This is a genomic window from Streptomyces sp. NPDC017979 (genome assembly GCF_044328175.1).
Lineage (GTDB): Bacteria > Actinomycetota > Actinomycetes > Streptomycetales > Streptomycetaceae > Streptomyces.
On sequence record NZ_JBIRGU010000002.1, the window covers coordinates 637,481 to 661,959 of the forward strand.

The window sequence follows — 24,479 nt, forward strand, 5'->3', positions numbered from 1 at the left end:
GCGGCGGGGACAATGGCGGGGTGAACAACGCGTCGCCGCAGGCAGCCCCCACCGATGGCCACACCGCCGGCACCCTCGTGCTCGCCGGCACCCCGATCGGCGACGTGGCGGACGCCCCGCCCCGCCTCGCCACCGAACTCGCCGCCGCGGACGTCGTCGCCGCCGAGGACACCCGGCGGCTGCGCCGGCTCGCCCAGGCGCTGGGCGTGCAGCCGGCCGGCCGGGTCGTGTCGTACTTCGAGGGGAACGAGGCCGGGCGCACCCCGGAGCTGGTGGAGGCGCTGTTGCGCGGGGAGCGGGTGCTGCTGGTCACCGACGCCGGCATGCCGTCCGTCTCCGACCCGGGCTACCGCCTGGTGGCCGCGGCCGTGGCGCAGGACGTCCGGGTGACCGCGGTGCCCGGCCCGTCCGCCGTGCTCACCGCGCTCGCGCTCTCCGGGCTGCCGGTGGACCGGTTCTGCTTCGAGGGGTTCCTGCCGCGCAAGCAGGGCGAGCGGCTGAGCCGACTGCGGGAGAACGAGCGGGAGCGCCGCACGCAGGTGTACTTCGAGTCGCCGCGCCGCCTCGACGACGCGCTCGCCGCGATGGCCGAGGTCTTCGGGCCGGAGCGGCGCGCCGCGGTGTGCCGGGAGCTGACGAAGACGTACGAGGAGGTCAAGCGCGGCGGTCTGGGGGAGCTCGCGGCCTGGGCGGCCGACGGCGAGGTGCGCGGCGAGATCACCGTCGTCGTCGAAGGCGCCCCGGCGCCGGGGCCGGGCGACGTCGACGCGGGCGAACTGGTCGCGCGGGTGCGGGCGCGGGAGGAGGCGGGGGAGCGCCGCAAGGAGGCGATCGCGGCGGTGGCGGCGGAGGCCGGGGTGCCCAAGCGGGACGTGTTCGACGCGGTGGTCGCGGCGAAGAAGGCGGGAGCGTGAGCGGTTTCGCGCGGTTTCGCGCGGGCGAATCGCGCCTGTGCGTGAGCGCTTGAGCCGTATCCGTGTCCGCACCCGGGTCCGTATCCGTATTCGTCCGGCGATTTCCGCGGATTCCACGGCCGCGGTGTGCAAAATCCGGGTGCGGGGCCCGGGATCCCTTGCGGGGCACGGGTTCCCGACCGGTCAAGTAGTCGGTAAAGGACTAACCTTGAATGCAAAGCATTGACCGGGTTCGATCCCCGCAGGGCATGGAAAGTCCCAAGCCCGCACCATTATTCGACAGGCGCTGATGCGCTCCCGCCGAAAAGGGCGTCCACTGGGTCAGTGGAGAGGAGCTGGCATGAGTGAGATCACCGGCGCGGCACGGGTCCACGAGGCGTACGCCTTCGCCTGCATGCGCTGTGGACACGGTTGGGAACAGGCGTACGAGATCGAGCACCACGTCGACGCCGTCGGGCGCAAGTACGTCGTCTACCGGGCCGACGGGGAGCGGGTGCCGTCCCCCCTGTCGAGTCCCACCTGCACGAACTGCGGCGGACACGTCGTGCGGATCATGCGCGCCGGACAGGTCTCCTCGGTGCTGGACCGCGCGGCCCGCTCCGCCTACCCAGGGCGCGCGCCCCGGCCCGGCGGGCCGGTCGAGCGGCGCCCCGTGCCGATCGCCGGGCCCCTGGGCGCGGAGGAGTACAGCTTGGAGGGGGACGGGGACGAGTCGGCGGAATCGCCCCGGCCACCGCGTCAGCACCACAAGCACCACTGGCACCTCTCCGACCTGCTCCACCCCTTCCAGCACCGCCGGTGACCTCCGACCACCCCCGGCAGCCGCGGGTTCCGGTGCTCACCGGTGACCGCCGGGGGCGCGCACCACCCGTGATCGTCGTGGGCCGTGCCCTCGTACCATCGGCCCCATGAGTGCCAAGTCCGCCCCGCCGCCGCTGCCCGAACCGCTGCGGGTCCCCGTCGCCGACTCCCACACGCACCTGGACATGCAGGGGGGCACCGTCGACGAGGCCCTCGCCAGGGCGGCGGCGGTCGGCGTCACCACCGTCGTCCAGGTCGGCTGCGACGTCGAGGGCTCCCGCTGGGCGGCCCGCACCGCCGCCGAGCACGCCGCGGTGCACGCGTCCGTGGCGCTGCACCCGAACGAGGCCCCCCGGATCGTCCACGGCGACCCGGGCGACGGCGGGCCGCGGCAGAGCGTGCGCGCGCCGGGCGGCGACGCCGCACTGGACGAGGCGCTGGCGGAGATCGACGCGCTGGCCGCGCTGCCGCACGTGCTGGCCGTCGGCGAGACCGGGCTCGACCACTACCGCACCGGACCGGAGGGCGTCGCCGCCCAGGAGCGCTCCTTCCGCGCCCACATCGAGATCGCCAAGCGCCGCGGCAAGGCGCTGGTGATCCACGACCGGGACGCGCACGCCGACGTGCTGCGGGTGCTCGCGGAGGAGGGCGCGCCGGAGCGCACGGTCTTCCACTGCTTTTCCGGAGATGCGGAAATGGCGAAGACGTGCGCGGACGCGGGCTACTACATGTCCTTCGCGGGAAACGTCACCTTCAAGAACGCCCAGCCCTTGCGGGACGCGCTGGCGGTCGCGCCGCGCGAACTCGTGCTCGTCGAAACGGATGCGCCCTTTCTCACGCCGGCGCCGTACCGCGGACGGCCTAATGCGCCGTATCTCATTCCCGTCACGCTGCGTGCCATGGCCGTGGTGAAGGGTTTGGACGAAGACGTGCTGGCCGCGGCGGTCGCGGCGAACACCGCCGAGGCTTTCGGGTACTGACGCATAACGCTTCGTAGCCCTTCGGAGGCTCTCCCGTCCGGGTGGTCCGCCGCGCGGGGCGAGTGGCTGGCTTTGGCGAGCGACGGCCCTCGGATAGCGTCCCGGCGCATCACATCGGGGCACCCCGCGGGAGCGCCCCCCACGGGCGGACGGAGCGTCGTGAGCGATCTGGGCACTGCGGGCGGTGGCTGGGGCACGAGGGCGGCGCCCCCTCGGGACGGCTCGGGGACGGGGCCCGCGGAGCCCCGACCGGACCTGCGGCGGGTCCCCAGCGGGCTGCCCGAGATCGCCCGGGCACAGGCGGTACGGGGAGCGACGGACCCGGACCCGACGTTCTCGGTCCCGGTGCAGAGCACCGCCGCCACCTCGGCCACCGCCGCCCCGGTCACCGCCGCCGCGCCGGCCCCGCCCCCACGCACCGACCGCCGCCGCCGGACCGCCGCGCGCACCGGACGCCCCGGCCGCCCCGACGCCGCCCTGCGCAAGCTGCTGCCGCAGGCCCTCGTCGTCGCCTTCCTCGCCGGCGGCACCTCTGCGTTCCTCGTCAGCGACAAGTCGATCCGGCTCACCGTCGACGGCGTGCCCCGCACCCTGCACACCTTCGCCGACGACGTCGGGGAACTGCTGGACCAGGAGGGCCTGGACGTCGGCAGCCACGACATCGTCGCCCCCGCGCCCGGCACCGACCTGGTCAACGGGGACGACGTGGTCGTCCGCTACGGCCGACCGCTGACCCTCACCCTCGACGGGGTGCGCCGCCGCGTCTGGACCACCGCCGAGACCGTCGAGGACGCGCTGCGCCAACTCGGCGTGCGCGCCGAGGGCGCCCACCTGTCCGCGTCCCGCTCCGCCGCGATCTCCCGCCGCGGCACCGTGCTGGACGTGCGCACCGAACGCGCCGTGACCTTCCTCGCCGACGGCCGCGCCCGCACCGTCCGCACCAACGCGGCGACCGTCGCCCAGGCACTCGCCGAGGCGGGCATCGCGCTCAGCGGCCAGGACACCACGTCCGTACCGGGCGACGGCTTCCCGCGCGACGGACAGACGATCACCGTGCTGCGGATCACCGCCTCCCGCGAGGTGCGCGAGGAGCCCGTCCCGTACGACGTCGTCCGCACCGCCGACCCGACCGCGTTCGTCGGCACCGAGGTCGTCGTCCGCCCCGGCCGCCCCGGCGCCCGCCGCGTCACCCACGCCCTGCGCAGCGTCAACGGTGTGCCCCAGCCGCCCCGCAAGCTCGCCGACGAGGTGGTGCGCGCACCGGTCACCCAGCACGTCCGCTTCGGCACCCGCCCCCGCCCGCGCTCCGTCGCCGGCGCGGACGGCCTGGACTGGGCGGCCCTCGCCCGCTGCGAGTCCGGCGGCCGCCCGGACGCGGTGGACCCCTCGGGAACGTACGGCGGGCTGTACCAGTTCGACGTCCCCACCTGGCGCTCCCTCGGCGGCACCGGACGCCCCCAGGACGCCCCCGCGCACGAACAGACCTTCCGTGCGAAGAAGCTCTACGTCCAACGCGGCGCCAGCCCCTGGCCGCACTGCGGCCGCTACCTCTGACCACCCTTAGGCTGTATCGGTGAGCACCACTGAGCCTTCCGGCGCGCCCGAACCCGCCGCGACCGACGTCCGTGACGCCCTGCTGAGCCCGGCCGACGTGCGCGAGCTCGCGGCGGCGCTGGGCGTGCGCCCCACCAAGCAGCGCGGCCAGAACTTCGTCATCGACGCCAACACCGTCCGCCGCATCGTGCGCACCGCGGACGTCCGCGCGGACGACGTCGTCGTGGAGGTCGGCCCCGGACTCGGCTCGCTGACCCTCGCGCTGCTGGAGGCCGCGGACCAGGTCGTCGCGGTCGAGATCGACGACGTGCTCGCCGCGGCGCTGCCCAGCACGATCGTGGCCCGGATGCCGGAGCGGGCGCTGCACTTCTCGCTCGTGCACTCCGACGCGATGCTCGTCGACGAGCTGCCCGGGCCCGCGCCCACCGCGCTCGTCGCCAACCTGCCGTACAACGTCGCCGTCCCCGTGCTGCTGCACATGCTCGACCGCTTCCCCAGCATCGAGCGGACCCTCGTCATGGTGCAGGCGGAGGTCGCGGACCGGCTGGCGGCGGGACCGGGGAACAAGGTGTACGGCGTGCCGTCCGTGAAGGCGAACTGGTACGCCGACGTCAAGCGCGCCGGCGCGATCGGGCGCAACGTCTTCTGGCCGGCCCCCAACGTGGACTCCGGCCTGGTCTCCCTGGTGCGCCGAGAGCCGCCGAAGACCACGGCCACCAAGGCGGAGGTCTTCGCCGTCGTCGACGCCGCCTTCGCGCAGCGCCGCAAGACGCTGCGCGCGGCCCTCGCCGGCTGGGCGGGCTCCCCGGCCCGCGCCGAGGAGGCGCTGGTCGCGGCGGGCGTCTCGCCGCAGGCCCGCGGTGAGTCCCTGACGGTGGAGGAGTTCGCCCGGATCGCGGAGGCGAAGGCGTGAGCAGCGGCACGGCGGAGGGCGGCACGGTGAACGGCGGCACGGCGGTGACGGTCCGGGTACCCGCAAAGGTCAACATCCAGCTCGCGGTCGGCGGCGCCCGGCCCGACGGCTTCCACGACCTGGCGAACGTCTTCCTGGCGGTGTCGCTGTACGACGAGGTCACCGTGCGGCCCGCGACGGCGCTCACGGTGACCTGCGAGGGCCCCGACGCGGACCAGGTGCCGCTGGACCGCACGAACCTCGCCGCCCGCGCCGCGCTGCTGCTGGCCGAGCGGCACGGCATCGAGCCCGACGTGCACATCCACATCACCAAGGACATCCCCGTCGCAGGCGGCATGGCCGGCGGCAGCGCCGACGGCGCCGGCGCGCTGCTCGCCTGCGACGCGCTGTGGGGCCTTCGCTCCTCCCGCGCCGAGCTCCTCGACATCTGCGCCGAGCTGGGCTCCGACGTGCCGTTCAGCCTGGTCGGCGGGGCGGCGCTGGGCACCGGGCGGGGCGAGCGGCTGACCCCGCTGGAAGTCGGCGGCACCTTCCACTGGGTGTTCGCGGTCGCCGACGGCGGGCTGTCCACCCCGGCGGTGTACGGCGAGTTCGACCGCCTCAACGAGGGCGTGGCCGTACCGCCCCCCGAGGCGTCCGAGCCCCTCCTCGCGGCGCTGCGCGCCGGCGACCCCGTCGCGCTGGCGGCATCCCTCAGCAACGACCTCCAGGCGGCGGCGGTGTCGCTGCGGCCGTCCCTGCGGGAGGTGCTGGCGGCGGGTCTCGCCGCGGGCGCGCTGGGCGCGCTGGTGTCGGGCTCGGGCCCGACGACCGCGTTCCTGACGAAGGACGCGGACGCGGCGACGCAGGTGGCGTCCGCCCTCCTCGCCTCGGGCACCTGCCGCACCGCCCGCACGGCGACGTCCCCCGCGGCGGGCGCGACGGTTCTCTAGTGCCGTGACCGGCAAGCTCTGCCCTGTCGTCCCGTCCGGCACGCGCCCTCGCCGCGTTGGCCGAAACCCCTGGTAGGCCCCCTGTGCCCTGCGGGCACGGGAGGTACCCCCACCGCTACCAGAGCTTCCGGCCGCCTTGCGATCGCACGCACCGGACGACACTCCTCACGGGCAAACATTGCCGGTCACGGCACTAGTCCTCCGGGGCGTCGTCGCCGTGGCGGGACCTCGCCTCGGTGATCTCCGCCTCGTGCCGCACCGCCCAGTCGGCCAGCGCCGACAGCGGTTCGAGGAGCGTGCGCCCGAGCGGGGTCAGGCTGTACTCGACGCCGGGCGGCACCGTCGGCTGCACGTCCCGCCGCACCAGTCCGTCCACCTCCAGGCCGCGCAGCGTACGGGTCAGCATGCGCTGGCTGATGCCCTCCACGGCGCGGTGCAGCTCGTTGTACCGGTACGGGCGCGCGCCGAGGAGGATCACCAGCAGCATGCTCCACTTGTCGCCCACCCGCCGGAAGACCTCCCCGACCGGGCACGCGGCCAGTTCGTCGGCGGGCACCGGGTGGGGCAGTTCGTGCGCGAGCACCGAAGGAACACCGCTGTTCGTACCGGACATGAAAGTGCCTTCTTTCGGCCAGGGGCGGGGCGTCTCACGATGGAGCGGTCACCGCCGAGCCTATGGAGGACGCCGTGCCCGACCAACCGCCGAAGACCGTGCTGATCAGCGGTGGCACCGACGGCATGGGCCGCGCGACGGCGCTGGCGCGGCTCGCGCGGGGCGACCGCGTCACCGTGATCGGCAGCAACGAGGCCAAAGGCCGCGCCCTGTTCGACCAGGCCGCGCACCCCAACCTGACCTTCCTGCGGGCGGACCTCTCCTCGATCGCCGAGACCGAGCGGGTGGCCGACCGGATCGTCGAGCGGTACGACTCCCTCGACGCGCTGGCGCTCTTCGCCAACCGGGTCCACCCCGAACGCGTGGAGACCGCCGAAGGGCTGGAGTCCACCTTCGCCCTGTACTACCTGAGCCGCCATCTGCTCGGCCAGCGCATGGCCCCGCTGCTCGACGCCGCGCCCGATCCGGTGGTCGTGAACGTGGCCGGCGTCGGGAACACCGCGGGCCGCATCCACTGGGACGACCCCCAGCTGACGCGCGGCTACGGCCAGGTGCGGGCCCAACTCCAGGCGGCCCGGGCGAACGACCTGCTCGGCGTCGCGTTCGCGGAGGGCGCCGTCAGCAAGGCGCGGTACGTCCTCTACCACCCCGGCTTCACCCGCAGCGGCGCGGACGGCCACCCGAGCCCGCTGGTCCGGGGCTCGATCAAACTGCTCGCGAGGTTCTTCGCCCGCGAGGTGACCGACGCGGTCCGCCCGGTCGTCGACTGGATCGACCACCCCCCGACGGCCCCCCTCACCGCGGTGGACCGGGGCCGCCCGGTTGCGGCGTCCCTGAAGACGCTGGACCCCGCGGCGGCGGCGCGGCTCTCCGCGTACACGGAGACCTTGCTGCGGTAGCCGGCTCCGCCGGGGATCACGGAACAGCCCTCGGCGGGAGGCAACCCGGGGGCGCTGGGGGTCCCCCAGCGCCCCCGGGCCGCCCCGTCCGGACGCTTCCCGGAGGAGCCGCGCACCAGCGCGAGAGGGGTGGACTGGCGTGCGTACACGACGGTGGGGTGGGAGATCTTTCGGGTGATCAGACCGCTCGGACGGTGTGTGGTGCCACCGCCACCGCACCGCGCGTGATCGATTGAGCCCGAGCCCCGTCCGGATGACGGGCGCTCGGAGAGGAACCCATGAAGAGCATGCTGGGCAAGGCGCTGGTGACCGCCGGTGCCGCGCTGGCCCTTGCCGCCGTGGCGGCCCCCGCGCACGCGTACAACGGCGTGACCGCCGGTGGCGCCGGCGAGTACGTCGCCTCCGCGCACCCGACCCCCTTCGTCGCGGGCTGGGGAATCGGCTTCGCCGAGACCCCGCACGCCTTCGCCGAGGGCGGCGGCTTCGGCTGGGCCACGGACACCGCCGCCGGCGGTGGCTTCGAGGGCGTCGCCGGCACTCGCTGACGCACCTGCCGACCCTTCCGGCCCCGTGCCGTTGCCGCACTCCGCCAACGGTTAGCATCGCCACGCATCACCCTTGAGGAGCGGAGAGTTCATTGGTGCGTCACCCGAGCATCGGCGTCGCGATCCTGACCATGGGCAACCGCCCGGCCGAGCTGACGGAACTGCTCGAATCGGTCGCCCGGCAGGACACCCCCGCGGCCCGGATCGTGGTCGTCGGCAACGGCGCGCCCCTGCCCCCGCTGCCCGACGGCGTCACCGGCGTCGAACTCCCGGAGAACCTCGGCGTCACCGGGGGCCGCAACGCCGCCATCGCGCGGCTGCGCGAGTTCGGCGACGTGGACGTCGTCGTCGACCTCGACGACGACGGCCTGCTGATCGACACCGACGTCTTCAGCCGGCTGGTGAAGCTGTACGAGCAGGACGAGCACCTCGGCGTCGTCAGCTTCCGGATCGCCGACGAGCGCGGCCGCACCGCCCGCCGCCACGTCCCGCGGCTGCGCGCCAGCGACCCGATGCGCGGCGGCTACGTCACCACCTTCCTCGGCGGCGGCCACGGCCTGTCCATGCGGATGCTGGACCAGACCGGCGACTGGCCGGAGGCGTTCTTCTACGCGCACGAGGAGACCGACCTCGCCTGGCGCGCCCTGGACCACGGCTGGAAGATCCTCTACGAGCCCGAGCTGGTGCTCCGCCACCCCTGGACCTCGCCCACCCGGCACGCCGTCTTCCACCGGATGGTCGCCCGCAACCGCGTCTGGCTGGCCAAGCGCCATCTGCCGGCCCCCCTCGTCCCGCTCTACCTGGGCGTGTGGACGCTGCTCACGCTCGCCCGCACCCGCTCCGCCAGCGGGCTGCGCGCCTGGTTCGGCGGCTTCGTGGAGGGCGTGCGCACGCCCTGTCCGCCGCGCCGCCCGATGCGCTGGAGCACGGTGTGGCGGATGACCCGGCTGGGGCGCCCGCCGATCATCTGACCGGTGCGGGGCGGGGCCGACCGCACTCCGACTACCCTGGTAGGTCGATCCGTCCCGCCCCACGCAGGAGAGTAATGGCCGTCAACCTGGTCAATGTCGAGGCCGTCAGCAAGGTGTACGGGACGCGGGCCCTGCTCGACACCGTCTCCCTCGGCGTCTCCGACGGCGACCGCATCGGTGTCGTGGGGCGCAACGGCGACGGCAAGACCACCCTGATCCGCATGCTGGCGAAGCTGGAGGAGCCGGACGAGGGCCGGGTCACCCACAGCGGCGGGCTGCGCCTCGGGGTGCTCACGCAGCACGACTCGCTGGACTCCGCGGCCACCGTCCGCCACGAGGTGATCGGCGACCTCGCCGACCACGAGTGGGCGGGCAACGCCAAGATCCGCGACGTGCTCACCGGCCTGTTCGGCGGGCTGGGCATGCCCGGCTTCCCGCAGGGCCTGGACACCGTCATCGGCCCGCTCTCCGGCGGCGAGCGCCGCCGGATCGCGCTCGCCAAGCTGCTGATCGCCGAGCCGGACCTGATCGTCCTCGACGAGCCCACCAACCACCTCGACGTCGAGGGCATCGCCTGGCTCGCCGCCCACCTGCGGGCGCGCCGCTCCGCACTGGTCTGCGTCACCCACGACCGCTGGTTCCTGGACCAGGTCTGCACCCGCATGTGGGACGTGCAGCGGGGCACGGTCTACGAGTACGAGGGCGGCTACAGCGACTACGTGTTCGCCCGGGCCGAGCGGGAGCGGATCGCCGCCACCGAGGAGGTCAAGCGGCAGAACCTGGTCCGCAAGGAGCTGGCGTGGCTGCGCCGCGGCGCCCCGGCCCGCACCTCCAAGCCGCGCTACCGCATCGAGGCGGCCAACGAACTCATCGCCGACGTGCCGCCGCCGCGCGACACCAGCGAGCTGATGAAGTTCGCCAGCGCCCGGCTCGGGAAGACCGTCTTCGACCTGGAGGGCGTGACCGTCCAGGCCGGCCCCAAGCTGCTGCTGCGCCAGCTCACCTGGCAGCTCGGCCCCGGCGACCGGATCGGCCTCGTCGGCGTCAACGGCGCCGGCAAGACGTCCCTGCTGCGGGCGCTCGCGGAGGCCGCGGAGAGCGACGGCGAGAAGCAGCCCGCGGGCGGCCGGGTCGTCGTCGGCAAGACCGTACGGCTGGCGTACCTCTCGCAGGACGTGACCGAACTCCCCGCGCAGCTCCGCGTCCTGGAGGCGGTGCAGCAGATCCGGGACCGGGTCGACCTCGGCAAGGGCCGGGAGATGACGGCGGGGCAGCTCTGCGAGCGCTTCGGCTTCGGCAAGGAGAAGCAGTGGACGCCGGTGGGCGACCTCTCCGGCGGCGAGCGGCGCCGCCTCCAACTCCTGCGGCTGCTGATGGACGAGCCGAACGTCCTCTTCCTCGACGAGCCCACCAACGACCTCGACATCGAGACCCTGACCCAGCTCGAAGACCTGCTCGACGGCTGGCCCGGCTCGCTGGTGGTGATCTCGCACGACCGGTTCTTCATCGAGCGCACCACGGACCGCATCCTCGCGCTGCTCGGCGACCAGACGCTGCGGATGATGCCGCGCGGCATCGACGAGTACCTGGAGCGGCGCCGCACCGCCGTGGAGGCGGCGGCCGCGGCTGCCGCGCCGGCCCGGCCCGCGGCCCCCGCCGCCGACGCCGTACGGACCAAGTCCGCGGGCGAGTTGCGGGCGGCGCAGAAGGAGCTCCAGCGCATCGAGCGCCAGTTGGACAAGGTCTCCAGCAAGGAGTCCGCGCTGCACGCGCAGATCGCCGAGCACGCCACCGACTTCGAGAAGGTCGCCAAGCTCGACGCCGAGCTGAGGGAGCTGGTCGGACAGCGCGAAGAGCTGGAGATGCGCTGGCTGGAGCTCGCCGAGGACGTCTGATATCGGCCAGTGGCGTCCGGCGCTGACCGGGCGCCGACGCCGGCGTGAGAGCCGCGTGCAGGTCTCGTAACAACGGCATCACGACCCGGTCCGCCCGTGGCCCGGTCCCTGGCCGGGCCCGTTCGGGACGGGGCGCGAGTGATAGAAAGAAGCTCCGCTCGACTGCCGTGAGAACGCGGCTCCATGTCCGAAAACGCTCCTTTCCGGGATACGGCACACGCGTCGAAGTGCGCACCGGAACAGCGGGGGAGGCAGTCGGGCAGTGGACCGCACGAAGGGGGATGCGCTGATGTCTCAGCCGCCCAACCAACCACCGTCGGGGGGCTTCGGAGCGTCCCCGGACGCCTATGGTCCTCCGGAACCCGGGGCCCCGCAGGGGGCCCAAGGACCTCAGGTGCCTCCGCCGCCGCAGGCACCGCCTCCCACACCGCCGATACCGCCCGCCGCGCCCCCGTTCGTACCGCCGCCGGTCGCGCCTCCGTCGCCGCCGGCCGGGTACGGCTACCCGGGCGGCGCCCCGCAGGCCGGTCAGCCCGGCCCGTACGCACCGCAGCCCGCCGGGCCCTACGGCCAGCAGCCGGGTCCGTACCAGCCGGCGCCCGGACCCTACGGCCACCCCGGCGCGGACGCACCGCACCAACAGGGCGCCTACCCCGGGCCGTACCAGAGCGCCTACCCGGGCCCGCCGACGACGCCCGCACCGCTCCCGCCCCGGGGCGGCGGCCGCTTCAAGGGCCGGGCCGCGGTCATCGTCGCCGCTTCCGTCGCCGCGCTGCTGGTCATCGGCGGCGGTACGTACGTCGCCCTCAGCGGTGACGACGGCGGCGCGGACGCCAAGGGCGGCGGGCAGGGCACGCCGAGCCAGGGCACCGACCCCGAGCCGTCCGGCTCCGCCGCCGCCTCCACGGGCGGGGGCACCGGCACCGGCGCCGGCCTCGGCGAGGGCGACGAGGACCTCAACGCCGGGAGCGGACCCGGCGACGCCAAGGCCCTCTTCCGGATCAAGAACGACGTCGACCTGCCGCGCTCCGGCGCCGAGGTCTTCGGCCCGTGGGTCGTCGGCGACACCGTCGTCAAGGCGATGTACAAGCAGGTCGTCGGCTACTCGGTGACCGACGGCCGGGTCAAGTGGACCGTGCCGCTGGAGAACGAGGCGTGCTCCGCCACGCCGCAGCCGTCCGCCGACGGCAAGGTCGTCGTCGGCTACAAGAACGGCCCCACCGACAAGGCCAAGTGCCGCAACCTCCAGATGATCGATGTCGCCGCGGGCAAGGCCGGCTGGCAGAAGGCGATCCCGGAGGTGGACGGCTTCCTCGGCCTGTCCGACCACACGCTCACCATCGCCGGCACCACCCTCGCCGCGGGCGGCACCGGGGTGTCGTACGGCTTCTCGCTCGCCGACGGCCGCGAACTCTTCAAGAGCCCCGCGTCCGGTTGCAAGCCCTTCTCCTACGCGGGCGGACCGAAGCTGCTGGCCGCGGTCAGCTGCCCGACGAAGGACTACAACAAGCCGCGCCACCAGCTCCAGGAGGTCGACCCGACCACCGGCAGGGCGAAGTGGACGTACAGCACCCCCATCGGCTGGGAGATCGACAAGGTCTACTCGGCCGACCCGATCGTGATCTCGCTGACCCGGCGCGAACCCAAGGGCTGGACCGTGCTGGCGCTGCGGTCCGACGGCAAGCTGCGCTCGCAGATCGCCGGCGGCAAGGACAAGTTCCAGGTCCGGTGCGGCGGTTCCTTCGTGGTCTTCGGCCAGAACCTGGAGGGGTGCACCGGAGTCGTCGCCGACGCCCGCAACCTCTACCTGGGCACCGCGCCCGCCCGCGCCGGCGGGGCGAACGAGGTCGTCGCCTTCAACCTCGACACCGGGAAGCCGATCTGGCGCGCGCCCGCGGGCGGCGAGACCTCGGTCGTCCCGCTGCGGATGGACGGCGACCGGCTCGCGGTCTACCGGGAGCCGTCGTACGACAAGGGCGGCGCGGTCGCCGCCATCGCCCCGGCCGGCGGCGCGCCGCAGGTCGTCCTGCAACACCCGGACGGTGCGGCGGAGGCCGAGAACTCGCTCTACTCGCCGCGCCTGGTCTACGCCGACGGCCGGCTCTTCCTCGCCTCGGGCCGGGTGAGCGCCCGGGACGACAAGGCGGAGGCGGAGACGACGACGATGCTCGCGTTCGGCAAGTGAGCGCGCCCGCCGCCGTGGTCCGCACGAACTCCTGCTTCCCGTGCCCTCGAAAGGTCCATTCCGAGGGCGACTTCCAAGGACACCAGTCATGACACAGCCTCCGTCTCCGCCCCCGCCGCCCAACCAGCCGCCGCAGGGCGGTGGGTTCGGTGCGCCGCAGACCCCGCCGCCGGGCGGGTTCGGTCCGCCGCCGGCGTCGCCGCCGCAGCCGCCGACCCAGCCCGCGCAGCCGGCCGTGCCGGCGCCGCCCGGACCTCCCGGACCTCCCGGTCCGCCGCCCGCCCCGCCCGCGCAGGCGCCGCAGGGACCTCCGGCGCCTCAGGCGCCCCAGGGCCAGCCCGGGTTCCCGCCGCAGGCACCGCCCGGTTACGGCTATCCGCAGTCGCCGCCGGCCGCCGCGCCGTACGGCTACCCGGGCCAGCCGCAGCAGCCCCAGCAGCCGCAGGGGTACGGCTACGGCTTTCCGCAGGGCCCCGGCGGACCCGCCGGCCCGGGCGGCTTCCCGACCCCGCCGCCCGCGCCGCAGCCGCCCCGCAAGGGGATGACCACCCAACTGAAGATCGTCGTCGCCGCGGTCGCCGCCGTGGTGCTCATCGTCGGCGGCGGCGTGGTGTACGCCGTCACGCAGGACGACGGCAAGAAGAACGACACCTCCTCGTCCGGCTCCAAGAAGGGCCGTGACAAGGGGGACGACAAGGGCGAGGGCTCGGCGGCCGACGGCGACGGCAAGGAGAAGGCGCCCGACGACGTCAAGTCCCGCGTCGCCTTCCAACTGGCTCCGCCGCCGCTGACGGACGTCACCAGCTTCGACGGCTCCTGGGCCACGGACAAGGCGTTCGTCAAGCCGCACCTGAACTCGGTCGTCGGCTACGACCGCGACAAGGGCAGCCAGCTCTGGCAGATCCCGCTGCCCGGCCAGATCTGCGGGGCCTCGCGCCACAAGTCCGACGACAACAAGGCCGCGGTCCTCTTCGAGGACGGCAAGCGCACCGGGTCCGGCACGAAGAACTTCCTGCCGTGCACCGAGGTCGGCGTCATCGACATGGCGAACGGCAAGCTGCTGTGGTCCGCCTCCGTCACCTCCGACACCAGCGGCGACCGCAAGATCCGGTTCTCCGAGGTCACCCAGTCCGGCACCACGGTGGCCGCGGGCAGCCTCTACGGCGGCGCGGCCTTCGACCTGAACACCGGCAAGGTGCTCTGGAAGCCCACGGCCAACGCGGACGAGTGCGAGGACCAGGGGTACGCCGGCGGGGCCGAGCTGGTGGCGGTCCGCAAGTGCGGTGACTACAACAACGAGCAGCTCACCATCGAGCCGCTGGACCCGACGAACGGCAAGCCCCGCTTCTCGTACAAGATGCCGGCCGGCGTCGAGTACGCCAGCGTCATCAGCAGCAAGCCGCTGGTGGTGGCGGCGGATGTCGGCGACACCGGGAAGTTCGGCATCTCCGACTTCTTCTCGATCGACGACAAGGGCGCGCTGAAGGCGAAGATCTCGGCGACCGGCGACAAGTACGAGGCGCGCTGCCGCTCCACCGAGGTCGAATCCTGCGTCAAGGTCGTGGTCGGCAACGGCCGGATCTATCTGCCGACCGCCGAGACCCAGGCGTCGGGCGAGTCGTACGGCCGCACCAACTCCATCGTCTCCTTCGACCTGAACACCGGAAAGCCGCTGTCGGGCCGGGCGGACGCGGGCGAGAAGTTCACCATGTTCCCGATCCGCATGGACGGCGGGAACGTGATCGCGTACAAGGAACCGCCCTACGCCAAGGGCGGTCAGGTCGTCTCCCTGCACGGCACCACGCTCAAGGAGACCGTGCTCATGGAGAACCCGGACAGCAAGCCGACGCAGGAGGCGGAGACCAGTTTCTCCTCCGACTACGCCGAGTACGTTTACGAAGACGGCCGTTTGTACATCAGCTCGGTTCTGCTGAACAAGGGATCGGGCGGCGACGCCTCCCGGCGGTGGTTGTCCATTGCATACTCGACAGCCGACTGAATAACGACCCCGGAAGTCCCTTAAGATCCTGCGGAATTCCCCGTCCTGCCCCGGAACGGGTTGACTCGTGGGACAGTAGCGACCCGACGCACCGGAAATTCCGGGCGTCGGGTCGCCGCCTTTTGGTCGCCTTTCGGTCACGGGGCACTCGTGCGATTGCGGCATATGGGGGCGCGCGGAGCCGAACGAGCGTGTAGCTTGCCGGGGCACGTGACGCCGGGACGGCGGGACGCCGGGGATGGGAGGAGCTCGATGGGCGTGCGGCTCATGGTGGTCGACGACCACCGATTGCACGCCGAGGCGCTCGCCTCGGCGCTCAAGCTGCGCGGGCACCGGGTGCTCGCCGCGACGGCGCCTGCGGCGGGCGCGGCGGAGTTGGTGGTGGCGCGCGCGCCCGAGGTGTGCCTGCTCGGCACGGCGGCACCGGCGGAACCGGGCGCCTTCGACCCGGTCGTACGGATCAAGCGGGAGCGGCCGCAGGTGGCGGTGGTGGTGCTCGGCCCGGTGCCCAACCCCCGCGGGATAGCCGCGGCGTTCGCGGCGGGCGCGTCCGGGTACGTGCGCCACGACGAGCGGATCGAAGGCGTGGAGCGCGCGCTGATCAAGGCGCGGGCGGGGGAGGCGGTGGTCGCCCCGACGCTGCTCCAGGGCGCGTTCGCGGACCTGTTGAACCCGGTCGCCCAGCCCGACGACGAGGGCCAGCGACTGCTGCGGCTGCTGACGCCGCGGGAGGTGGAGGTGCTGGTGCGGGTGGCGGAGGGCGAGGACACCCGGCTGATCGCGGTGGGCATGGGCATCGCCCCGAGCACGGCGCGCACGCACGTGCAGCGGGTCCTGATGAAGCTGGGTGTGGGCTCCCGCCTGGAAGCGGCCGCGTTGGCCGCGCGCACGGGCCTCCTGGACCGCGCGTCCCCCGGCACGGTCTGACCCACCCGCCCCGGCCCTCTGGCAACCTCGCCGTTGCCCGGCGGGCGCGTTGCCCTCCGCGGGCGATTCGTGCCTGCTCGCACGGTTCCGGGCCCTGTGCCCTGCGGGGAGGCGGCCCCCCGACGCCACCTGTTTCGCTGCCCCGTCGACTGTCTGCGGACCGGGGCTCCAGCGCTCCTGATCCGCTGCTCCCGTCATTCGGTTGCCGGCTGAGGGCAGGGGTTTTAGGGGCGCGGGGAACTGCGCGAACAACCCCCACCGGGCGGTAGGGGCCGATGCGCCTGTGGAACTACGGTGGGTGTGCCTAGGGGGGCACAGAGCGCGGGGAACTGCGCGAACAACCACCACCAGGCCGCAGAGGTCAACGCGCCCGCGGAGCAACGGCGAGGTCGCCACCGCCCCAGGCCCACGGCCCACCGCACAGCGCGAGCGACCCCGCTCGTTGACGGCGAGTGTTGGGTTGTGGTTGTTTCTGTGTTGGGTTGTGTTGGATAAGTTAGGGGGCGCCTCCGGTGAAGAAGACCTCCACCCGGCTCGCCGACGGGCGCGAACTCGTCTACTACGACACCCGCCACCACACCCCCCGCGACGCCGTCGACCGCCGCCCGCTCGCGCTTGAACCGCCCGGCGCCACCGCAGCCGAGATCCGGTGCGACCCGCTCCTCGGCGACTCCGTCGCCATCGCGTCGCACCGGCAGGGCCGGACGTACCTGCCGCCCGCGGACGAGTGCCCGCTGTGTCCTTCGCGGGACGGACGGCTCAGCGAGATCCCCGCGGCGGACTACGACGTCGTCGTCTTCGAGAACCGCTTCCCCTCCCTCGCCGGCCCCACCGGCCGCTGCGAGGTCGTCTGCTTCACCTCCGACCACCACGCCTCCTTCGCCGACCTCGACGAGGAGCGCGCCGCGCTCGTGCTCGACGTGTGGACCGACCGGACCGCTGAACTCGCCGCGCTGCGGCAGGTCGAGCAGGTCTACTGCTTCGAGAACCGGGGCGCCGAGATCGGCGTCACCCTCGGGCACCCGCACGGGCAGATCTACGCGTACCCGTTCGTCACCCCGCGCACCGCGCAGATGCTGCGCTCCGCCGCGGCGCACCGGGAGCGCACCGGGCGGAACCTCTTCGACGACGTCGTGGCGCGCGAGGTCGCCGAAGGAACGAGGGTGGTCATCGGCGCGGACCACTGGGTCGCCTTCGTGCCGTACGCGGCGCACTGGCCGTACGAGGTGCACCTCTACCCCCGCCGCCGCGTCCCCGACCTCCGCGCACTCGACGACGCCGCGCGCACCGAGTTCCCCGGGGTCTACCTGGAGCTGCTCAGGCGCTTCGACCGGCTCTTCGGAGCGGGCCAGGCGCCCACGCCGTACGTCTCCGCCTGGCACCAGGCGCCCTACCGCGCCGCCGGACGTGCGGCGTTCGGGCTCCATCTCGAACTCTTCACGATCCGACGGGCCGTCGGCAAGCTGAAGCACCTGGCGGGGTCCGAATCCGGTATGAGCGTGTTCATCAATGACGTGCCGCCGGAGACCGCGGCACGGCGACTGCGGGAGGCGGCAAGCGGATGAGCGAGCACAAGTACCTGGTGACCGGCGGGGCGGGCTACGTCGGCGGCGTGGTGGCGCGCCACCTGCTGGAGGCGGGCCACGAGGTCGTCGTGCTCGACGACCTGTCCACCGGGTTCCGCGAAGGCGTGCCCGCGGGCGCGGAGTTCGTCGAGGGCGACGTCCGTGACGCCGCCAAGTGGCTGGACGCCTCCTTCGCCGCGGTGCTGCACTTCGCCGCGTACTCCCAGGTCGGCGAGTCCGTCGTGCACCCGGAGAAGTACTGGGAGAACAACGTCGGCGGCACGATGGCGCTGCTCGCCGCGATGCGCACGGCCGGGGTCCGCACCCTCGTCTTCTCCTCCACCGCCGCGACCTACGGCGAACCGGCCGGCACCCCGGTCACCGAGTCCGACCCGACCGCGCCGACCAGCCCGTACGGCGCGACGAAGCTCGCCGTGGACCACATGATCGCCGGCGAGGCGCGCGCCCACGGCCTGGCCGCGGTCTCGCTGCGCTACTTCAACGTGGCCGGGGCCTACGGCGACCTGGGCGAGCGGCACGACCCCGAGTCCCATCTGATCCCGCTGGTCCTGGACGTCGCCCTCGGCCGCCGCTCGTCGATCGCGGTGTACGGCGACGACTACCCGACGCCCGACGGCACCTGCGTGCGCGACTACATCCACGTCGCCGACCTCGCCGATGCGCACCTGCTCGCCCTGGCCGCCGCCCGGCCCGGCGAGCACCTGATCTGCAACCTCGGCAACGGCAAAGGCTTCTCCGTGCGCGAGGTGATCGCGGCGGTGCGGCAGGTCACCGGCCGCGAGGTGCCCGAAGCCGTCGCCGGGCGGCGCCCCGGCGACCCGGCCGTCCTCGTCGCCTCCGCCGACGCCGCCCGCGAACGGCTCGGCTGGACCCCGGCCCGCCCCGACCTGACGACCATCGTCGCCGACGCGTGGCGCTTCGCCCAGGCGCGGCCGCGATGACCGGGGTCGACGCGGTGCGCGCCGGGGAGTGGGCGGCCCCGGGCCGGGTGAACCTGATCGGCGAACACACCGACTACAACGACGGTTTCGTGCTGCCCTTCGCGCTGCCCCAGCAGGTCACCGTGGCCGCCGCGCGCCGTGACGACGGACTGCTGCGGCTGTGCTTCCCGGCCGCGGCCGGCGGTGGCGAAGGCGCCGTCGAGCTACGGGTCGACGCGCTGGAGCCCGGGCGCGGGCCGCGCGGCTGGGCCGGCTACGCGGCCGGCGTCGTCTGGGCGCTGCGGGACGCGGGCCACCCGGTGGGCGGCGCGGAGGTCACCTTCGCGTCGACCGTGCCGCCCGGCGCCGGGCTGTCCTCGTCGGCGGCGCTGGAAGTCGCCTGCGCCCTCGCCCTGAACGACCTGTACGGGCTGGGCCTGACGGGCGGGGCGCTGGCGGTGCTGTGCCGCCGCGCGGAGAACGCGTACGTCGGCGCCCCCACCGGGATCATGGACCAGGCGGCCTCGGCGTGCTGCACCCCGGGCCACGCCCTCTTCCTGGACACCCGCGACCTGACGCGGCGCCACGTCCCCTTCGACCCCGCCGCGCACGGCCTCGCGCTCCTCGTCGTCGACACCCGCGTCCAGCACGCCCACGCGGACGGCGAGTACGGTCGGCGCCGCGCGGGCTGCGAGGCCGCGGCGCGCACACTGGGCGTACGGGCGCTGCGCGACGTGCCGCACGGCGAGCTGGCCGCGGCGCTGCGCCGGCTGCCGGACGCCGCCGCCCGGGGCCTGGTGCGGCACGTCGTCACCGAGAACGCCCGGGTGCTGCACGCCGTCGACCTGCTGATGGCGGGTGACCTGCCGGCGCTGGGCCCGGTCCTGACCGCGGGCCACGCATCGCTGCGCGACGACTTCCGGGTCTCCTGCCCCGAGGTGGACCTCGCGGTGGCCACCGCCCTCGCGGCCGGCGCACTGGGCGCCCGGATGACGGGCGGCGGCTTCGGCGGCTCCGTGCTGGCGCTGGTGGCACGGGGCGCCGAGGAGCAGGTGGGGGAGGCGGTCGCGGCGGCGTTCGCCGCGGCGTCGTACGCACCGCCGCGCTGGTTCCGGGCCGCGGCGTCGCCCGGCGCCCGGCGGCTGTCCTGACACCGTCGGGCAGCCGTACGGGTTCGCGTCGAGGGTTCGCGTCGCACGGGACAGGTGGCCGATTTCCGTTCGGCTCCTTCGACACCAACCGCCCCACCCGGCGCAGCCACCCCCGTAGGCACACCGCGCCTCGATCCGAGCGGATGGACTGTCCCATGCCCTGGTCATCAGTTGTGCAAATACACTTCCGCTTCCGCCCACCGCCCGTACCCTGATGCTCAACGCCGGTGGGGGCCGGCGTTGATCAGGGGACAGGACAGCGGGGTACGACGCCCGGGGTGGGGTATCAGTCACTGCGCGGCGGCGGCCGGGCGGGCTGGAGCCCGGTCGGGCGGCGTATCCGAGCCCGAGCCGTCCTCCGACACAGGGGGTGTGTCTGTGATCCGTATCCGGGTCCTGGTGGTGGACGACCACCGAATCTTCGCCGAGTCCCTGGCCGCCGCGCTGGCGGCCGAGCCCGACGTCGACGTGGCGGCGGCGGGCAGCGGACCTGCCGCGCTGCGATGTCTGGAGCGGGCGGCGGCCGACGGCCGCCCGTTCGACGTGATGCTCGTCGACGGCGACCTCGGGGTGGGCGCGCCCCATCCGCCGGGCGGCCGGGCCGCCGTCGCCCGGGCCGTCCCCGACGAGGGCGAACACGCGGTCGTGAGCATCCTGGACGGGCTCTCGCTCGTCGCGGGGGTGCGTTCCGGCCAGCCCGCGGTGCACTGCGTGGTCCTCGCCGAGAAGGACGACCCGCACCGCGCCGCCCTCGCGCTCCAGGCCGGCGCCTCCGGCTGGGTCGCCAAGGACTGTTCGCTCCAGCGACTGCTGGCCGTGATCAGGGGCGTGCTGCGGGACGAGACGCATCTGCCGCCCGCGCTGCTCACCGGTGTGCTGCGGGAGCTGACGGCCGCGCGCAAGCACCGCACGGAGAGCGAGCGGCTGGTGGAGTCGCTCACCCCGCGCGAGCGCGAGGTGCTGCGGTGCATGGTGGCGGGCCTGGGGCGCAAGGCGGTCGCCGAGCGCCTGTTCCTGTCGCCGCACACCGTCCGTACGCACATGCAGAACGTGCTCGGAAAGCTCGGCGTGCACTCGACGCTGGCAGCGGTGGCGCTGGCCAGACGCGCCGGCGTCGGCCCGGTGGACCTAGCCGGGGACGTTGTCGAACGGGGCGGTCAGCTGGCGTAGCAGCGCGGCCAACTCGGCCCGCTGCGCGCCGGACAGCTCCACCAGGATCGCCCGCTCCTGGGCCAGCAGCCCCGCGAGCGCCCGGTCCGCGCGGTCCCGCCCCTCGGGGGTGAGCCGCACCAGCACGCCGCGCCGGTCGGAGGGGTCCGGCAGCCGCTCGACCAGGCCGCGCTTGGCCAGCCGGTCGATGCGGTTGGTCATGGTGCCCGAGGTCACCAGGGTCTGGGTGAGCAACTGCCCGGGGGAGAGCTGATAGGGCGCGCCGGCGCGCCGCAGCGACGTCAGGACGTCGAACTCCCACGGCTCCAGGTCGTGCTCGGAGAAGGCGATGCGGCGCGCCCGGTCGAGATGGCGGGCCAGCCGGGAGACCCGGCTCAGCACTTCCAGCGGTTCCACGTCGAGGTCGGGGCGCTCACGGCGCCACGCCGCGACCAGTCGATCGACCTCGTCCTCCATGACGATCAGTGTAGAGGGTCTGTCGACATGAAGTCTCTTGACGTCAAGAGATATTTCGCGTGAGTCTTGGGCATGGACGGGCCGGACCCGTTCCGTTTCGGCCAAACGATCTTGCTAGGGGGCACGAACCATGCCGACTGCACCCATCTGGGACCCCCGTCAGTACCTGCGCCACTCAGGTCATCGGACCCGACCCTTCCTGGATCTGCTAGGACGGATTCCGGACCTCCCTGCGACCGGCGGCCGCGCGCCGCGCATAGCTGACGTCGGCTGCGGCCCGGGCAACGTCACCGCGCTGCTCGCCGAGCGCTGGCCCGACGCCCGGATCACCGGCTTCGACAACTCGCCCGACATGCTCGACCGGGCCGAGAAGGACCACGCCGGCGCCACCAGCGGCGGCGGCTGGCTGGACTTCCGCCCCGCCGACGCCGCGCACTGGACGCCGGACGAGCCGTACGACCTGATCGTCTCCAACGCCGCCCTCCAGTGGGTGCCCAACCACCCGGAGTCCTTCGCCCGCTGGATCGACGGCCTCGTCCCCGGCGGCACCTTCGCCTTCCAGGTGCCCGGCAACTACACCGCGCCCAGCCACGCCCTCCTCGGCACCCTCTGCGGGCTGCCGCAGTGGCGCCGGCGCCTCGGCGGCCGGGGCCGCGACTACACCTACGTGCTCGACCCCGCCGACTACCTGGTGCGCCTCACCGACCTGGGGTGCGCCACGGACACCTGGGAGACCACCTACTTCCAGGTGCTCACCGGCGACGACCCCGTCCTCGACTGGGTCAAGGGCACCGCGCTGCGGCCGATCCTCACCGAACTCGGCGACGACGCCGGAGCGGTTGACGAATTCCTCGACCAGTACCGGGCCCTGCTGCGCGACGCCTACCCGCCGGGCCCGCACGGCACGGTCTTCCCCTTCCGCCGCATTTTCGCGGTGGCCCGCAAGCCCCCGGCCTGACCGCGCGGCGCGATCCGTATCGGGCGGGCGCCGCCCGTTCCGGCAGCGCATCTGCTTGGCGTGGGCGCGGTCCCGCCGTGCGGCGGGCTGTGTCGTCGCGTCTGCGGCCCGTCTGTGGCTTGTCGCGCAGTTCCCCGCGCCCCCAAACCCTCGCCCGCAGGCAAATGGCGGGGGAGGCACAACAGGGGCGCGGGGAACTGCGCGACAAGCCACAGACGGGCCGCGGAGACCAACGCACCCCGCAGGGAGACGGCGGCCGTGTCCCCGGCCTCAGTTCTTGCGGTGGCCTATCAGGCGCGGCTTCTGCTCCAGACCGTCCAGGCCGTGCCAGGCCAGGTTCACCAGGTGCGCGGCGACCTCCGCCTTCTTCGGGCGGCGGGCGTCCAGCCACCACTGGCCGGTCAGCGCGACCATCCCCACCAGCGCCTGCGCGTACAGCGGTGCCAGCTTGGGATCGAAGCCCCGGTTCTTGAACTCCATGCCGAGGATGTCCTCGACCTGGGTCGCGATGTCGCTGATCAGCGAGGCGAAGGTGCCCGTCGACTGGGCCACCGGCGAGTCCCGGACCAGGATCCGGAAACCGTCCGTGTACCGCTCGATGTAGTCGAGCAGGGCGAACGCGGCCTGCTCCAGCAGCTCCCGTGGATGCCCGGCGGTCAGCGCGCCCGTCACCATGTCCAGCAACTGGCGCATCTCCCGGTCGACGACGACCGCGTACAGCCCCTCCTTGCCGCCGAAGTGCTCGTACACCACCGGCTTGGAGACGCCCGCCTTCGCGGCGATCTCCTCCACCGAAGTGCCCTCGAAGCCCTTGTCCGCGAAGAGTGCGCGGCCGATGTCCAGCAGCTGCTCGCGGCGCTCCGCGCCCGTCATCCGCACCCGGCGCGTACGCCGCACCGATGACCTGGTCTTCTCCGTGCTACTGCTGCCGTCCGTCGCCACGTCGTCCATCATGCCGTGTCGCTGGCCCCGACGGGTCGTCGGCCGGTGTCCCGCTTGGCCTCGATGCGGGCCTCGCTCGGCCAGCGGACGTCGTACGCCCACCCCAGCTTCTCGAACCAGCGGATCAGCCGCGCACTGGAATCGAGCTGTCCGCGCAGCACACCGTGGCGGGCGGCGGTCGGATCGGCGTGGTGCAGGTTGTGCCAGGACTCGCCGCAGGACAGCACCGCGAGCCACCACACGTTGCCCGAACGATCACGTGATCGGAACGGCCGCTTGCCCACCGCGTGGCAGATCGAGTTGATCGACCACGTCACGTGGTGCAGCAGCGCCACCCGCACCAGCGAGCCCCAGAAGAACGCGGTGAACGCACCCCACCACTCCATCGTCACCAGCCCGCCGACCAGGGCCGGGAAGAACAGCGAGAGCGCGGTGTAGAAGACGAAGTGGCGCGAGATCCGCCGCACGTCCGGGTCCTTCACCAGGTCCGGCGCGTACTTGTGCTGCGACGTCTGCTCCACGTTGAACATCCAGCCGATGTGCGCCCACCACAGGCCCTTGAGCAGTGCGGGCACGGTCTCCCCGTACCGCCACGGCGAGTGCGGGTCGCCCTCCGCGTCCGAGAACTTGTGGTGCTTGCGGTGGTCGGCCACCCAGCGCACCACCGGGCCCTCGACGGCGAGGGAGCCGGCGATCGCCAGGGCGATCCGCAGCGGGCGCTTGGCCTTGAAGGAGCCGTGGGTGAAGTAGCGGTGGAAGCCGACCGTGATGCCGTGGCAGCCGATGAAGTACATCGCCACCAGCAGCCCGAGGTCCAGCCAGCTCACCCCCCAGCCCCAGGCCAGCGGCACCGCGGCGACCAGGGCGAGGAAGGGAACCGTGATGAAGAGCAGCAGGGTGATCTGCTCGATCGACCGCTTGTCGTCCCCGCCGAGGGTGGCGGAGCCGACGGCCCCGGCTCCCGCGGCGTCGGCAGCCGTCGCTCTCCCCTCGGCGCTCCCTACCGCGGTCCCGTCCGCTGTTGCGTCCGGGACGTCGTCGAGGAGGTCGGGGCTTGTCGTCATGGAAGGTCCCCTGGGGGGTGTGAGATGGGGTGGAAGATCCACATACCTGCCGTGCTACGGATGCGTAACCTACGGCAACGTAAGTATGGCAGCGCGCAGCGGCG

22 protein-coding genes are annotated in these 24,479 nt (G+C 73.5%); 18 read left to right on the top strand and 4 right to left on the bottom strand.

The features are described from left to right. Positions 1–20 precede the first annotated feature (20 nt). From rsmI to ACH4E8_RS08875, 6 genes are all read left to right on the top strand, one after another. Positions 21–914 carry a 16S rRNA (cytidine(1402)-2'-O)-methyltransferase gene (rsmI, locus tag ACH4E8_RS08850; RefSeq protein ID WP_398445763.1) on the top strand — a complete coding sequence of 298 codons (894 nt, stop codon included), beginning with the start codon at positions 21–23 and terminating at the stop codon, positions 912–914. Between the two features lie 340 nt (positions 915–1,254). Beyond that, positions 1,255–1,716 carry a hypothetical protein gene (locus ACH4E8_RS08855; protein ID WP_398445765.1) on the top strand — a complete coding sequence of 154 codons (462 nt, stop codon included), beginning with the start codon at positions 1,255–1,257 and terminating at the stop codon, positions 1,714–1,716. 106 nt (positions 1,717–1,822) lie between these two features. Beyond that, positions 1,823–2,695, top strand: a complete 873-nt coding sequence (locus tag ACH4E8_RS08860; RefSeq protein WP_398445767.1) for a TatD family hydrolase — start codon at positions 1,823–1,825, stop codon at positions 2,693–2,695. A gap of 168 nt (positions 2,696–2,863) precedes the next feature. Beyond that, positions 2,864–4,249, top strand: a complete 1,386-nt coding sequence (locus tag ACH4E8_RS08865; protein ID WP_398446106.1) for a ubiquitin-like domain-containing protein — start codon at positions 2,864–2,866, stop codon at positions 4,247–4,249. Positions 4,250–4,268: 19 nt separating this feature from the next. Further along, positions 4,269–5,162 carry a 16S rRNA (adenine(1518)-N(6)/adenine(1519)-N(6))-dimethyltransferase RsmA gene (rsmA, locus tag ACH4E8_RS08870; RefSeq protein ID WP_398445769.1) on the top strand — a complete coding sequence of 298 codons (894 nt, stop codon included), beginning with the start codon at positions 4,269–4,271 and terminating at the stop codon, positions 5,160–5,162. Beyond that, positions 5,159–6,094: a 4-(cytidine 5'-diphospho)-2-C-methyl-D-erythritol kinase gene (locus tag ACH4E8_RS08875; RefSeq protein ID WP_398445771.1), complete on the top strand. Its 936-nt coding sequence runs from the start codon at positions 5,159–5,161 to the stop codon at positions 6,092–6,094. The genes rsmA and ACH4E8_RS08875 overlap by 4 nt, the downstream gene beginning before the upstream one ends. Before the next feature lie 193 nt (positions 6,095–6,287). Here ACH4E8_RS08875 and ACH4E8_RS08880 read toward each other — a convergent pair whose 3' ends face one another. After that, a complete protein-coding gene (locus ACH4E8_RS08880; RefSeq protein WP_398445773.1) occupies positions 6,288–6,707 on the bottom strand; it encodes a winged helix-turn-helix transcriptional regulator in 420 nt (139 codons plus the stop codon). 74 nt (positions 6,708–6,781) lie between these two features. Between ACH4E8_RS08880 and ACH4E8_RS08885 the strand changes: the two genes are divergently transcribed. From ACH4E8_RS08885 to ACH4E8_RS08935, 11 genes are all read left to right on the top strand, one after another. Further along, positions 6,782–7,606 (top strand): SDR family NAD(P)-dependent oxidoreductase, encoded by an 825-nt coding sequence (locus ACH4E8_RS08885; protein ID WP_398445775.1) that lies wholly within the window; start codon positions 6,782–6,784, stop codon positions 7,604–7,606. Between the two features lie 278 nt (positions 7,607–7,884). After that, complete coding sequence (locus tag ACH4E8_RS08890) at positions 7,885–8,151, top strand: hypothetical protein (RefSeq protein ID WP_398445777.1); 267 nt, start codon at positions 7,885–7,887, stop codon at positions 8,149–8,151. Between the two features lie 131 nt (positions 8,152–8,282). Further along, a complete protein-coding gene (locus ACH4E8_RS08895; RefSeq protein WP_398446108.1) occupies positions 8,283–9,122 on the top strand; it encodes a glycosyltransferase family 2 protein in 840 nt (279 codons plus the stop codon). Positions 9,123–9,196: 74 nt separating this feature from the next. Beyond that, positions 9,197–11,017 (top strand): ABC-F family ATP-binding cassette domain-containing protein, encoded by a 1,821-nt coding sequence (locus ACH4E8_RS08900; RefSeq protein ID WP_398445779.1) that lies wholly within the window; start codon positions 9,197–9,199, stop codon positions 11,015–11,017. 394 nt (positions 11,018–11,411) lie between these two features. Next, positions 11,412–13,202: a PQQ-binding-like beta-propeller repeat protein gene (locus ACH4E8_RS08905; protein ID WP_398445781.1), complete on the top strand. Its 1,791-nt coding sequence runs from the start codon at positions 11,412–11,414 to the stop codon at positions 13,200–13,202. Between the two features lie 88 nt (positions 13,203–13,290). After that, positions 13,291–15,201 carry a PQQ-binding-like beta-propeller repeat protein gene (locus ACH4E8_RS08910; RefSeq protein ID WP_398445783.1) on the top strand — a complete coding sequence of 637 codons (1,911 nt, stop codon included), beginning with the start codon at positions 13,291–13,293 and terminating at the stop codon, positions 15,199–15,201. 252 nt (positions 15,202–15,453) lie between these two features. After that, positions 15,454–16,128, top strand: a complete 675-nt coding sequence (locus ACH4E8_RS08915; protein ID WP_398445784.1) for a LuxR C-terminal-related transcriptional regulator — start codon at positions 15,454–15,456, stop codon at positions 16,126–16,128. 512 nt (positions 16,129–16,640) lie between these two features. Beyond that, the gene (gene galT, locus ACH4E8_RS08920; protein WP_398445786.1) at positions 16,641–17,693 is read left to right on the top strand and encodes a galactose-1-phosphate uridylyltransferase; all 1,053 of its coding nucleotides are present in this window, start codon (positions 16,641–16,643) and stop codon (positions 17,691–17,693) included. Then, positions 17,690–18,655, top strand: a complete 966-nt coding sequence (gene galE, locus ACH4E8_RS08925) for a UDP-glucose 4-epimerase GalE (RefSeq protein WP_398445788.1) — start codon at positions 17,690–17,692, stop codon at positions 18,653–18,655. The genes galT and galE overlap by 4 nt, the downstream gene beginning before the upstream one ends. Beyond that, positions 18,652–19,785, top strand: coding sequence for a galactokinase (galK, locus tag ACH4E8_RS08930; RefSeq protein WP_398446110.1), 1,134 nt, complete (start codon positions 18,652–18,654; stop codon positions 19,783–19,785). The genes galE and galK overlap by 4 nt, the downstream gene beginning before the upstream one ends. 378 nt (positions 19,786–20,163) lie before the next feature. Then, positions 20,164–20,955: a LuxR C-terminal-related transcriptional regulator gene (locus ACH4E8_RS08935; RefSeq protein WP_398446111.1), complete on the top strand. Its 792-nt coding sequence runs from the start codon at positions 20,164–20,166 to the stop codon at positions 20,953–20,955. Here the strand turns inward: ACH4E8_RS08935 and ACH4E8_RS08940 are convergent. Beyond that, positions 20,914–21,411 carry a MarR family winged helix-turn-helix transcriptional regulator gene (locus ACH4E8_RS08940; protein WP_398445789.1) on the bottom strand — a complete coding sequence of 166 codons (498 nt, stop codon included), beginning with the start codon at positions 21,409–21,411 and terminating at the stop codon, positions 20,914–20,916. The genes ACH4E8_RS08935 and ACH4E8_RS08940 overlap by 42 nt on opposite strands. Positions 21,412–21,541: 130 nt before the next feature. Between ACH4E8_RS08940 and ACH4E8_RS08945 the strand changes: the two genes are divergently transcribed. Further along, on the top strand, positions 21,542–22,369 hold the full coding sequence (locus tag ACH4E8_RS08945; protein ID WP_398445791.1) for a trans-aconitate 2-methyltransferase: 828 nt from the start codon (positions 21,542–21,544) through the stop codon (positions 22,367–22,369). A gap of 270 nt (positions 22,370–22,639) precedes the next feature. Here the strand turns inward: ACH4E8_RS08945 and ACH4E8_RS08950 are convergent, their stop codons facing one another. Both ACH4E8_RS08950 and ACH4E8_RS08955 read right to left on the bottom strand, forming a co-directional pair. Next, entirely contained in the window at positions 22,640–23,323 is a 684-nt protein-coding gene (locus tag ACH4E8_RS08950) for a TetR family transcriptional regulator (RefSeq protein WP_398445793.1), read from the bottom strand. Next, positions 23,320–24,375, bottom strand: a complete 1,056-nt coding sequence (locus ACH4E8_RS08955) for an acyl-CoA desaturase (protein ID WP_398445795.1) — start codon at positions 24,373–24,375, stop codon at positions 23,320–23,322. The genes ACH4E8_RS08950 and ACH4E8_RS08955 overlap by 4 nt, the downstream gene beginning before the upstream one ends. Between the last annotated feature and the right edge of the window lie 104 nt (positions 24,376–24,479).